General features: G+C 68.1%; 11 protein-coding genes and 1 pseudogene. 9 read left to right on the forward strand and 3 right to left on the reverse strand.

Translation table 11 applies throughout. From position 1 onward, the window contains the following. Positions 1-328: 328 nt before the first annotated feature. From OXS49_RS14260 to OXS49_RS14270, 3 genes are read right to left on the reverse strand one after another with little or no spacing between them, the layout of a single operon-like run. Positions 329-1,216 carry an NAD(P)-dependent oxidoreductase gene (locus tag OXS49_RS14260; protein ID WP_267425098.1) on the reverse strand — a complete coding sequence of 296 codons (888 nt, stop codon included), beginning with the start codon at positions 1,214-1,216 and terminating at the stop codon, positions 329-331. A gap of 13 nt (positions 1,217-1,229) precedes the next feature. After that, entirely contained in the window at positions 1,230-2,720 is a 1,491-nt protein-coding gene (locus OXS49_RS14265; RefSeq protein WP_244001010.1) for a sodium:solute symporter, read from the reverse strand. Beyond that, a complete protein-coding gene (locus OXS49_RS14270) occupies positions 2,710-2,907 on the reverse strand; it encodes a DUF3311 domain-containing protein (RefSeq protein ID WP_244001008.1) in 198 nt (65 codons plus the stop codon). The genes OXS49_RS14265 and OXS49_RS14270 overlap by 11 nt, the downstream gene beginning before the upstream one ends. Before the next feature lie 216 nt (positions 2,908-3,123). On the opposite strand from OXS49_RS14270, the gene OXS49_RS14275 reads away from it, so the two are divergent. The 9 genes and pseudogenes from OXS49_RS14275 (at position 3,124) to OXS49_RS14315 (ending at position 11,458) form a co-directional block, all read left to right on the forward strand. Next, a complete protein-coding gene (locus tag OXS49_RS14275) occupies positions 3,124-5,184 on the forward strand; it encodes a carbon starvation CstA family protein (RefSeq protein ID WP_267425088.1) in 2,061 nt (686 codons plus the stop codon). 5 nt (positions 5,185-5,189) lie between these two features. Next, positions 5,190-5,408, forward strand: a complete 219-nt coding sequence (locus OXS49_RS14280; RefSeq protein WP_267425089.1) for a YbdD/YjiX family protein — start codon at positions 5,190-5,192, stop codon at positions 5,406-5,408. A gap of 70 nt (positions 5,409-5,478) precedes the next feature. Beyond that, entirely contained in the window at positions 5,479-5,751 is a 273-nt protein-coding gene (locus tag OXS49_RS14285) for a BrnT family toxin (protein WP_267425090.1), read from the forward strand. After that, positions 5,744-6,058 (forward strand): BrnA antitoxin family protein, encoded by a 315-nt coding sequence (locus OXS49_RS14290; RefSeq protein WP_267425091.1) that lies wholly within the window; start codon positions 5,744-5,746, stop codon positions 6,056-6,058. Before OXS49_RS14285 ends, OXS49_RS14290 begins: the two co-directional genes overlap by 8 nt. Before the next feature lie 15 nt (positions 6,059-6,073). Beyond that, a pseudogene (locus OXS49_RS14295) lies at positions 6,074-6,178 on the forward strand (CstA-like transporter-associated (seleno)protein); the annotation flags it as partial. 73 nt (positions 6,179-6,251) lie between these two features. After that, positions 6,252-6,452: a DUF3606 domain-containing protein gene (locus OXS49_RS14300; protein ID WP_267425093.1), complete on the forward strand. Its 201-nt coding sequence runs from the start codon at positions 6,252-6,254 to the stop codon at positions 6,450-6,452. Positions 6,453-6,535: 83 nt separating this feature from the next. Next, positions 6,536-6,970, forward strand: coding sequence for a tellurite resistance TerB family protein (locus OXS49_RS14305; RefSeq protein WP_243922055.1), 435 nt, complete (start codon positions 6,536-6,538; stop codon positions 6,968-6,970). A gap of 260 nt (positions 6,971-7,230) precedes the next feature. Next, complete coding sequence (locus OXS49_RS14310) at positions 7,231-8,031, forward strand: DUF898 family protein (protein ID WP_267425095.1); 801 nt, start codon at positions 7,231-7,233, stop codon at positions 8,029-8,031. Positions 8,032-8,185: 154 nt separating this feature from the next. Continuing rightward, complete coding sequence (locus tag OXS49_RS14315; protein WP_267425097.1) at positions 8,186-11,458, forward strand: efflux RND transporter permease subunit; 3,273 nt, start codon at positions 8,186-8,188, stop codon at positions 11,456-11,458. Positions 11,459-11,503 lie beyond the last annotated feature (45 nt).

The raw sequence follows: 11,503 nt of genomic DNA on the forward strand, positions 1-11,503 counted from the left end.
TAAAGCCGGGTGATCCCCTCGCCCCGCTTGCGGGGAGAGCGCTCCGGCGACTTTGTCGTCGCCGGAGCGAGGCGGCAGCCGAAGGTGAGGGGGGCACGAACGGAGGAGTCTCTTCCGGAGCCGCCCCCTCACCGCCGCTGCGGCTTCGCCTCCGCTTCCCGCACGGACGACGAGGTCCGTGCGGGCCTCTCCCCGCCCGCGGGGAGAGGGGAACCCGCGCCTTAGCCTGAGATGCGTGAAGACCGTGGCCCACAGAGGGGGAGGGAGGGGCCGTGGCGGGGTCTGGATTGCCGTGCGGGTTCCCCGGCCTTCTGAAGTGCGAAAAAACTCAGCGCTCCAGCCGCGCCACGAGGCTCGACGTGTCCCAGCGGTTGCCGCCCATGGCCTGCACCTCGGCGTAGAACTGATCCACCAGCGCGGAGACCGGGAGCTTCGCCCCGTTGCGGCGGGCCTCGTCCAGCAGGATCCCGAGGTCCTTGCGCATCCAGTCGACCGCGAAACCGAAGTCGAATGTACCCGCGCTCATGGTCTTGCCGCGGTTCTCCATCTGCCAGGAGCCGGCGGCCCCCTTGGAGATCACGTCGAGCACCGCCTCGACGTCGAGGCCGGCCCGCTTGGCGAAGTGAACGCCCTCCGACAGGCCCTGGACCAGACCGGCGATGCAGATCTGATTGACCATCTTAGTGAGCTGGCCGGAGCCCACCGGGCCCATCAGCCGGCAGGCCCGGGCGAAGGATCCGATCGCGCCCTCGACCTTGGCGTAGGTCGCGGCCTCGCCGCCGCACATCACGGTGAGCACGCCGTTCTCGGCGCCCGCCTGGCCGCCGGAGACCGGGGCGTCGATGAAGCCGACGCCCTTCGCCTCGGCCGCGGCGGCGAGTTCCCGCGCGACCTCGGCCGAGGCCGTGGTGTGATCCACGAAGATCGCGCCGGGCTTCATGCCGGCGAGCGCCCCGTCATCGCCCAGCACGACGCTGCGCAGGTCATCGTCGTTGCCGACGCAGGCGAACACGATCTCGGCGCCCTCGACGGCCTGCCGGGGCGTCGGCGCGAAGGCGCCGCCATAGGTCTTCACCCAGGCTTCCGCCTTCGGGGTGGTGCGGTTGTAGACCGTGACAGCGTGGCCCCCCTTCTTGGCGAGGTGGCCCGCCATCGGGCCGCCCATCACGCCGAGACCCAGGAATGCGACCTTCGCCATTGTGCTCTCCTCAAACAGGCTTCCGACGGGCTCAGCGGCCCGCCGCGACGGCCGTATTCCGGCCGCCCAGGGTCAGCACCGCGTTCACCAGCACCGCCACGACGATGTTCACGGCGAGCGCCAGGAGCCCGGTATAGAGCGTGAGCTTCGTGTCGCCGAAGGTCAGGCTGTGCAGCGGCTTCAGGCCGTCCGACCACGCGATCAGGCTGCCGGCCACGAAACCCACCGCCCAGCCGGCCAGCAGAGCCGGTGCCCGGAACCACGAGACGTAGAGGCCGAACACCAGGGCCGGCAGGGTCTGCAGGATCCACAGCCCGCCGAGCAGCTGGAGATCGAGCGCGAACTGCGTCGGCAGGACCAGGATCGCCACCAGCGCGCCGAGCTTGACCAGCATGGAGGTGATCTTGGCGACCTGCGCCTCGCCGGCCGAGGTCACGTTCGGGTTGACGTAGGCTTTCCAGACGTTGCGCGAGAACAGGTTGGCGGCACCGATCGACATCACCGCCGCCGGCACCAGGGCGCCGATGGCGATCGCCGCGAAGGCGAAGCCCGCGAACCAGCTCGGGAACAGGGTCTTGAACAGGGCGGGCACGATGTCGTTGTTGCTCGTCACCTTCAGGCCGGCCGCGTGGCCCATATAGCCCAGCATGGCGAGCAGCCCGAGGAGCAGCGTGTAGGCCGGCAGCAGCACCGCGTTCTTGCGGATCGTGTTGCCGCCCGAGGAGGCGAAGATGCCGGTCAGTGTGTGCGGATACATGAAGGCCGCGAGCGCCGAGCCGAGCGCCAGCGAGGCGTAGGGCAGGATCTGCGCCGGGCTGAGCAGGATGCCGCCCGAGCCCTTGGCCTTGAAGGCGGCGTCGGCCGCGTCGAACACCGCAGCGTAGCCGCCGAGCTTCGAGGGCACGATCGCCACCGCCACCAGCACCACGATGTAGATCATGATGTCCTTGACGAACGCGATCAGCGCCGGCGCCCGTAGACCCGACGAGTAGGTGTAGAAGGCCAAAACCAGGAAGGCGACGATCAACGGCAGCTCGCCGTGCAGTCCCAGGGCCTTGATCGCCACCTCCATGCCGATCAGCTGGAGCGCGATATAGGGCATCGTGGCGATCACGCCGGTGACGGCGACCGCGAGTTCCAGCGCCCGCGAGCCGTAGGTGCCGTACACGACGTCGCCCGCCGTGACGTAGCCCTTGTCCTTGGCGGCCTGCCACAGGACCGGCATCACCGCGAACACGAACGGGTAGACGATGATCGTGTAGGGCAGGGCGAAGAAGCCGTAGGCACCCACCGCATAGACCAGCGCCGGCACCGCGATGACCGTATAGGCGGTGTAAAAGTCGCCGCCGATCAGGAACCACGTGATCCACGTGCCGAACTTGCGACCGCCGAGGCCCCATTCGTCGAGATGGGCGAGGGTCTCGGGCCGGCGCCAGCGCGCGGCCACGAAACCCATCACGGTCACGAGCAGGAAGAAGAAGACGAAGACCGACAGCGCCGGGATGTCGAGATCAGCGGTCATCGCGCACGGCCCGGTAGACGACGTAGAGAATGACGGAGGTCAGCGGCACCCAGGCCAGCTGGTACCAGTAGAAGAACGGGAAGCCGAACAGCATCGGATCGCGCTGGTTGTAGAACGGCACCCAGAGGAGCCCCAGGAAGGGCAGCAGCAGGAGCCACATCAGCGGCGAGCGGCGTCTGGTTTCCATGGTCCGGCTCGGATGAGAAAGTCGGGTCCGCATCGAATGTACGCTGTTACACGGTGCGTTTATCGTGCGGTCTGATGCGCTGCATCACAGTTCGGATCGCTTGCGTCAACGGGATGTGGAGAGGATAAACCGGTCCTGTCGCACGGGATCCACGAATTCCGGCCGGGGGGCTCGGGGGAGCCAACCGAGCTCGATGCGGCCTCCGGGAGGGACATCATGGGTTCGGCGATCGGCAGGCATGGGCCCTGGGCCCTGGTGGGCGCGCTCGGCGCCGCGGCTTTGGCGATCGTGGCGAGCCAGCGGGGCGAGACGGTCAACGCCCTCTGGATCGTTGTCGCGGCAGTCTGCGTCTACCTGATCGCCTACCGGTATTACTCCCAATTCATCGCCGACAAGGTGATGCGTCTCGACCCGAAACGGGTCACGCCCGCCGTGCGCCACAATGACGGGCTCGACTACGTGCCCACCAACCGCGGCGTCCTGTTCGGTCACCATTTCGCGGCGATCGCGGGCGCGGGCCCGCTGGTCGGCCCGGTGCTCGCCGCCCAGATGGGCTACCTGCCGGGCATGCTCTGGATCCTGGCCGGCGTGGTGCTCGCCGGCGCCGTGCAGGACTTCATGGTCCTGTTCGTGTCGATGCGCCGGGACGGCCGGTCGCTCGGCGAGCTGATCCGGGCCGAACTCGGCACCGTGCCGGGCATCATCGCGTTGTTCGGCACCTTCCTGATCATGGTGATCCTGCTCGCCGTGCTGGCGCTGATCGTCGTGAAGGCGCTGGCCGAGAGCCCCTGGGGCACCTTCACGGTGATGTCGACGATCCCGATCGCCATGCTGATGGGCGTCTATTCCCGGTACATCCGCCCGGGCAAGATCGGCGAGGGCTCGGTCCTCGGCTTCGTCCTGCTGATGCTGGCGATCATGGCCGGCGGCTCGGTGGCGGCGAGCCCGGTCTGGGGCCCGGCCTTCACCTTCACGGGCCCGCAGCTCTGCTGGATGCTGATCGGCTACGGCTTCGTCGCCTCGATCCTGCCGGTCTGGCTGCTGCTCGCCCCGCGCGACTACCTGTCGACCTTCCTCAAGATCGGCACCATCGTCGGGCTGGCGCTCGGCATCGCGGTCGTCGCTCCGCACCTGCAGATGCCGGCGGTCACCAAGTTCGTGGACGGCACCGGCCCGGTCTGGGCCGGCAGCCTGTTCCCGTTCCTGTTCATCACCATCGCGTGCGGCGCGGTCTCGGGCTTCCACGCCCTGATCGCGTCGGGCACCACGCCGAAGCTGATCGCCAGCGAGGCCGATGCCCGCTTCATCGGCTACGGCGGCATGCTGATGGAATCCTTCGTGGCGATCATGGCGCTGGTCTCGGCCTGCGTGATCGACCCGGGCGTGTACTTCACCATGAACGCGCCCGCGGCGCTCATCGGCACCACGCCGGAAACCGCAGCCGCCGCCGTGACCAAGCTCGGCTTCGCCACGACGCCTGAGATCATCACCCAGACCGCCGCCGACGTCGGCGAGCGCACCATCATTTCGCGGGCCGGCGGCGCTCCGACGCTGGCGGTCGGCATGGCCCACATCATCTCCTCGGCCATCGGCGGCAAGGCGATGATGGCCTTCTGGTATCACTTCGCGATCCTGTTCGAGGCCCTGTTCATCCTCACCGCGGTGGATGCGGGGACGCGCGCCTGCCGGTTCATGGTGCAGGATCTCGTCGCGCTGGCGGTGCCGTCGTTCAAGAACACCACGTCGTGGGGGCCGAGCATCGCGGCGACCGCCATCTCGGTCGGCGCCTGGGGCTACTTCCTGTACCAGGGGGTGACCGACCCGCTCGGCGGCATCAACACCCTGTGGCCGCTCTTCGGCATCTCGAACCAGATGCTCGCCGCGGTGGCGCTGACGCTGTGCACGGTGGTGATCTTCAAGATGAAGCGCGAGCGCTACGCGTTCGTGACCATCATCCCGACCGCGTGGCTGTGCCTGTGCACCCTCACGGCCGGCTGGCAGAAGATCTTCTCCGCCGATCCGAAGATCGGGTTCCTGGCCCATGCCGAGCGCTACGCCACGGCTGCGGCCGAGGGCAAGATCCTGGCGCCCGCCAAGACCGCCGACCAGATGAGCCAGATCATCCTCAACGACCGGATCGACGCGGTGCTGGCGGCCCTGTTCATCGGCCTCGTCGTGGCCATCGCAGGCTTCGGCATCGCGGCCTGCCTGAAGGCATGGCGGGCCGATCGCTGGACCGCGCTGGAGACCGAGCCGCGCCTGGTCCCTGCGGAGTAGGGCCCATGCAGCCGACGAACCTGCGGGACCGGATCAAGACGCTGTCCAAATGCGTCTGCGACGGCGCCCGGCTGATGGTGGGACAGGGGGATTACGCGGCCTATGCCGACCACATTCGCCGCACCCATCCCGACCAGGCGCCGATGACCGAGGTGGAGTTTTTTCGCAATCGCGAGAACGCCCGCTTCGGGGTGGGCAACACCGCGGGCTTCCGCTGCTGCTGAGCAGTGGAGCGGTCGCAAATCGTAGCTACGATTCGATTGACCTCTCACGGTCAGGATCGTAGCTGAAGGCATGCGCGTTGTCTGGGACGAGTCGAAGCGGGCGACCAATCTCGCCAAGCACGGCTTCGACTTCGCGGATGCGCGCGACCGCCTCGTGTTCGAGGAATCAGTGATCGTTCCGTCCTATCCAGGGCCAGACGGTCGGCCCCGCTTCGTGGCGATCGGTGTGCTGGACGGACTGCTCGTCACGGCGGTGATCGCGCCCTTGGGATCGGAGGCGCTGTCGCTGATCAGCCTGCGTCCGGCCAGTCGTGCGGAACGGAGGATCTACGAGAATGCCTAAGCTCGACCTTCCGCCGATCACCGATGCCGACGAGTCGCGCATCCAGGCCGGCATCGCGGGCGATCCGAATAACCCCGAGATCACCGCGGAACAGGCCCGGGCGGCGCGCCCCTTCGCCGAGGCCTTCCCTGAATTGGCGGCCACCCTGCGCCGCTCCCGCGGGCTGCAGAAGGCACCGACCAAGCAGCTCGTGAGCCTGCGTCTCGATGCCGACACGGTCGCGGCGTTCAAGGCCACGGGGCCGGGTTGGCAGGGCCGGATGAACGACGCGCTGCGGGCCGCCGCCCGCACCCTCCGTGTCGGGTAAGGGCCGCGGTCGGGCCGCATCCATCTCGACCGGGCGCCGATGACCGAGATGGCGTTCTTCCGCAATCGTGAGACTGCCCGCCTCGGTGTGGGCAACACCGCGGGCTTCCGCTGCTGCTGAGTGGACCCGATCAGCCCCGGCCGGCGTTTGTCACGCCGGGGGCCGCGTGGCCCTCGCGAGACGCGGAGGGCCGATGGCCGACGAGAGCGAGCAGGATCCGACCGAGCCCCGGGCCGTGAACGTCGGCCATGCCTGGGAGAGAGCCTACTGGGCGCGCCGGTTCATGGTGCCCGTGGAGCAGGTCGAGACGGCCGTGGCGGAGGTCGGCGACGATCCGGCCCGCGTGGCGGCCCATCTCGGACGGGACTGGCCGGGGCATGAACCCGCCACCTGAAAGCGGCATCCCCTGGGCAAGCTCGGCCGCATCTTGACTCGGCGGCCACAATATCCGCCATCTCCGACCGGACGGGAATCGGCATGAGCATTTTTCAAGACGCCATCCTTCGGTTCGGCCGCACGATCATGTCGTATGCGGGCGATGCCGTCTTTCTGCTGGCGGCGGTCTCGTCCGCCGCCAACGTCATCGTGGCGGATGGCGATGTCGCCGAGGAGGAGATCGAATCGGCGATCACCGGGATCCGCGCGAACCCGATCCTCGAGAAATCCTACGACACCCTGCGGGTCGAGCAGGAACTCTACGAGGCGATCGCCCGGGCCAAGACCCGGGCCGGCCGGCTGGAGAACCTGCGCCTCATCGGCGCCATCGCGGAGCGGCCGATCGAGCAGCGCCAGGACGTATTCCTGATCGGCGCCGACGTGGCCGATATCGATGGCATCAGCGCGGTCGAGCACAAGGCACTTGATGAAATCGCCGGGGCCCTGCAAGTCGATAAGTCGGCTCTGCTGCGCTGATCCTCTTTGAAGTAGAATTTTTGCGGCTCGTTTCGACCGTCGATCTGTTGTACCGCCGACAGGAAATCTTTGCGCTTCGGCCCTCGGCTGGGTCGTGACGCCCGTTTGTCTTGAGCATTCCTGGCCGATGCGCAAGACTCCGCCGACGCCGCGAATCTGTGGCGTGTCGGGGGCAGGATGGGCGATCGGATTGGGGCAGGGGCCGTCGCGACGACGCGCGAAGGCGAGGTGACCTTCGGCTCGACGGGCTGACCGGGATCGTGGTGAAGGGCTTCCTGCTCTCGCTCCTCACCTCCGGCCTCTACCGATTCTGGTACATCTCGAACCTGCAGCGCTTCCTCTGGAGCCGGACCGTCGTGGATGGGTCGACCGCCCTCTATGTCGGCGGCGGGCAGGAGCTGTTCCTCGGGTTTCTCGTCGCGATCGTGGTCCTCGTGCAGGCCTATGTCGGCCTGTTCGCGGTCTCGCTCCTGTTCCCGAACGTCGCCGAGGTCTCGGCGCTCCTCAGCGTCGTCGTGCTGTTCGTCCTCGGGCAGCTCGCGCTGTGCCGCTGCCGCCGCTACCGAGTCTCCCGCACCTTGTGGCGCGGCATCCGCCTGGGCCAGGACGGATCGGGACTCGCCTACGCGGCACGGGCCTCCGGCTGGTGCATCCTGGTCTTCGCGACCGCGACCCGGGGGCTGATCCGCAATTCCGGCTTCGCCTTCGTGCGCGGCTATCTGACGGGCGACGTGACCGGCTCGGCCGTCGTGGTGGCGCTCGGGCGGACCGTGTCGTCGGCCCGTCACAGCCGGGAGGCCGAGCGTGCAGCCGATGGCTATGCGGTCGCGGCCCTCGCCCGGGCGGGCGGCGACGGGGCGGCCGTGGCCACCATTCTGGAGCGGATCGCGGCCGATAGCGGTGGGGATCCGGCTTACTTGCGCACCCATCCCTTTACCCGGGACCGTGCCGCGGTGATGCGGTTGCTCGCGACAGCCCCGTCCGGCGCGCGGGCACCCCTCCTCGACTCGCCGGACTGGACGGCGCTGAAGGCGATCTGCGGGCCCATGCCGGCAAGATAGCGCCACTCGGCGTTCCCGCGCGCGCCACCGCAACCCTGCGGCGACGCGGCCCGTCCCTTGCCTGTCCGGACGTGATAGCGAAACAGTCCGGGTGTAACGGCTAGCCGGTACACAACGCGGAGTTGCCGGCCCCGCGCCGGCCGGCGGAGACCGCATGGGCCTCGTCCTCTACGCCCTCAAGTTCCGGATCACGACCTACGTGCTCGCGGTGCTGATGATGCTGGGCGGCATCGGCGCCATCGTCGTCACCCCCAAGGACGTGCTGCCGGTCGTCGACATCCCGGTCGTCGTGGTGGTCTGGACCTATACCGGCCTGTCGGCGCCGGAGATGGAACAGCGCATCACCACCTATGCCGAATACGGCATCTCCAACAACGTCAACAACATCCGCCGCATGGAGTCGACCACGCTCCAGGGCACGGCGGTGCAGCGCATCTACTTCGACCCGACCGTCAGCATCGACCTCGCGATCGCCCAGGTGGTGTCCTCGACCAACTCGATCCGCGCCGTGATGCCCACCGGCACGCAGCCGCCGGTGATCGTGCGCTACTCCGCCTCCTCGGTGCCGGTGATCCAGCTCGCCCTGACCTCGGCCAAACAGAGCCTCAACGAGGTCTACGATTACGCCCAGTACCGGATCCGCCAGACGCTGGCGCAGGTGCCGGGCTCGACGTTGCCGTCGCCCTTCGGCGGCGCGCCGCGGCAGATCATGGTCGATCTCGACCTCAACGCCCTGCAGGCGCTCGGCCTGACGCCGCTCGACGTCACCAACGCCATGACGGCCCAGAACCTGACGGTGCCGTCCGGCCTCGCCAAGATCGGCGAGCAACAATACCCAGTCCAACTCAACGCCACCCCTCCCTCGATCGAGACCCTCAACCTCGCGCCGATCAAGGTGGTGGCCGGCCAGCCCGTGCTGATGCGCGACGTGGCCTATGTCCGCGACGGCGGCCCGCCGCAGGTCAACGTGGTGAGCGCCGACGGCCAGCAGGCCGTGCTGATGCAGATCATCAAGAACGGCACCGCCTCGACGCTGAACGTCGTCAACAACGTCAAGGCGGCGATGCCGACGATCCGCGCGGCGGCGCCCGAGGGGCTGTCGATCAAGCAGCTGTTCGACCAGTCGGTCTTCGTCTCAAACGCCATTGAGGGCGTGCTGCACGAGGCGCTGACCGCGGCGGCCCTGACCGGGCTCGCGATCCTGCTGTTCCTCGGCTCCTGGCGTTCGACGATCATCGTGCTGATCTCGATCCCGCTCTGCGTGATGACCTCGCTCGCCGTGCTGGCGGCGCTCGGCGAGACCATCAACGTCATGACGCTGGGCGGGCTGGCGCTCGCGGTCGGCATCCTCGTGGACGACGCCACGGTGGCGATCGAGAACACCTACCGGCTGTTCGAGGAGGGCGAGGAGTTCCGCGAGAGCGTGGTCCATGGCGCCGCCGGCATCGCCAAGCCGGCGTTGATCTCGACGCTCGCGATCTGCGCGGCCTTCACGGCGGTGTTCGCGCTCACCGACACGCCAAAGTACCTGTTCACGCCGCAGGCGCTGGCGGTCGTGTTCGCGATGCTGACCTCCTACCTGCTGTCGCGCACCTTGGTGCCGCTGCTGATCGACGTGATCGTGGCGCCGGAATACCGGCAGAAGCACGCCAAGGACCGGGACCAGCAGGAGCCACCCCGGCGGGGCCGCATCGCCCGCGCCGTCGGTCTCATCGGTGCGCCGGTCATGCGGCTTGCCGGCTGGGTCCATGGCCACTTCGAGCGCGGCTTCACCCGGTTCCACCGGGGCTATGTCGGCCTGCTGCACGCGGTTTTGCGCCACCGGATCGTCACCCTGGGCGTCGTCGGCGTCGTACTCGGGATGACTGGCGTGCTGTTCGTCTTCGTCGGGCAGGATTACTTCCCGCAGATCGAGGCGAGCCAGATGACCCTGCATCTGCGCACCCGCACCGGCATGCGCATCGAGACCACCCGGCAGGTCTTCGCCGAGGTCGAGGATACGGTCCGCGCGATCATCCCGCCGGCCGAGGTCGACCAGATCCTCCAGAACATCGGCCTGCCCTCGAACAACTACAACTTCGCGTTCTCGGACGGCTCGTTCGTCTCCTACAACGACGGGCAGATGCTCATCAGCCTCAAGGAGGGCCACGGCTCAGTGGCCGGCTACACGAAACGCCTGCGGGACGTGCTGATGAAGCGCTTCCCCGACGTGACCGTGTATTTCCAGCCCGCCGACATGATCACCCAGATCCTGAATTTCGGCGTCATCACGCCGATCGACGTGCAGGTCTCCGGCCGGCACAAGGAGAAGGATCTGGAGGTCGCCCAGCGTATCGTGCAGCGGCTGAAGCACACCAAGGGCCTCGTCGACGTCCATCTGCAGCAGATCGTCAACGAGCCGCAATTCTACGTCGACGTCGACCGGCGCCTCGCCTCCGAACTCGGGCTCACCGAGCAGCAGGTGGCGCAGAACATGAACATCTCGCTGTCGGGCAGCTATCAGGTGACGCCGAACTTCTGGCCCGATCCGAAGACCGGCATCCCCTATCAGCTCTGGGTGCAGACGCCCGAGTACCGCAACAGCTCGCTGACCGACCTGCGCAACACGCCGATGTTCGTCCGCGCGGCCGCGACCTCGGGCTCCGGCCCCGGCGTGCTGACGCTGCTCTCCAGCCTCGCGGATCTGCGCCGGATGCCGACGCAGACCATGATCAGCCACGTCAACATCCAGCCGACCTTCGACATCTTCGCCGCTGTGCAGGACCGTGACCTCGGCTCGGTGGCGCGCGACATCGACGCGGTCGTGCAGGACGAGCAGAAGAACCTGGAGGCGCCCGACAAGATCGCGGTCCGCGGCCAGATCGAGAACATGCGCTCGGCCTTCTTCCGCCTGGAGATCGGCCTCGGCATCGCGCTGATCGCCGTCTATCTGCTGATGGCGGTGAACTATCAGAGCTGGGGCGACCCCTTCGTGGTGATCGCGGCGCTGCCCATGGCGTTCTGCGGCATCACCTTCGCGCTGTTCATCACCGGCACCGCGTTCTCGATCCCGTCGATCTTCGGGGCGATCATGTCGGTGGGCATCGCCTCGGCGAACTCGATTCTGCTCGTGACCTTCGCCAAGGAGCACCGGGAGGCGACGAACTGCAGCGCCCAGGAGGCGGCGATCACCGCGGGCGAGACCCGGCTGCGGCCGGTGCTGATGACCGCCTCGGCGATGTTCTTCGGGCTGATCCCGATGGCGCTCGGCACGGGCGAGGGCGGCGAGCAGAACGCGGCGCTCGCGCGGGCTGTGATGGGCGGCATCGCCTTCGCGACGCCGGCGACGCTGCTGCTGGTGCCGTTCCTCTACGTGCTGATGCGGAGCGGGCCCGCGCAGCCGGTGCAGGATTACCTGGAGCCGGAGGGGCAGCCGGCGGCGGCCTGAGGATCAGACGCGCGGATCTCTCCTCCCCCTTGCGGGGAGGAGTTG

This window comes from Methylobacterium sp. GC_Met_2 (genome assembly GCF_026540795.1).
Lineage (GTDB): Bacteria > Pseudomonadota > Alphaproteobacteria > Rhizobiales > Beijerinckiaceae > Methylobacterium.

Excerpts from the sequence above, each read along its gene's own strand:
- OXS49_RS14265 (WP_244001010.1), bottom strand. The coding sequence starts at position 2,720 with ATGACCGCTGATCTCGACATCCCGGCGCTGTCGGTCTTCGTCTTCTTC.
- OXS49_RS14270 (WP_244001008.1), bottom strand. The coding sequence starts at position 2,907 with ATGGAAACCAGACGCCGCTCGCCGCTGATGTGGCTCCTGCTGCTGCCC.
- OXS49_RS14275 (WP_267425088.1), top strand. The coding sequence starts at position 3,124 with ATGGGTTCGGCGATCGGCAGGCATGGGCCCTGGGCCCTGGTGGGCGCG.
- OXS49_RS14280 (WP_267425089.1), top strand. The coding sequence starts at position 5,190 with ATGCAGCCGACGAACCTGCGGGACCGGATCAAGACGCTGTCCAAATGC.
- OXS49_RS14285 (WP_267425090.1), top strand. The coding sequence starts at position 5,479 with ATGCGCGTTGTCTGGGACGAGTCGAAGCGGGCGACCAATCTCGCCAAG.
- OXS49_RS14290 (WP_267425091.1), top strand. The coding sequence starts at position 5,744 with ATGCCTAAGCTCGACCTTCCGCCGATCACCGATGCCGACGAGTCGCGC.
- OXS49_RS14300 (WP_267425093.1), top strand. The coding sequence starts at position 6,252 with ATGGCCGACGAGAGCGAGCAGGATCCGACCGAGCCCCGGGCCGTGAAC.
- OXS49_RS14305 (WP_243922055.1), top strand. The coding sequence starts at position 6,536 with ATGAGCATTTTTCAAGACGCCATCCTTCGGTTCGGCCGCACGATCATG.
- OXS49_RS14315 (WP_267425097.1), top strand. The coding sequence starts at position 8,186 with ATGGGCCTCGTCCTCTACGCCCTCAAGTTCCGGATCACGACCTACGTG.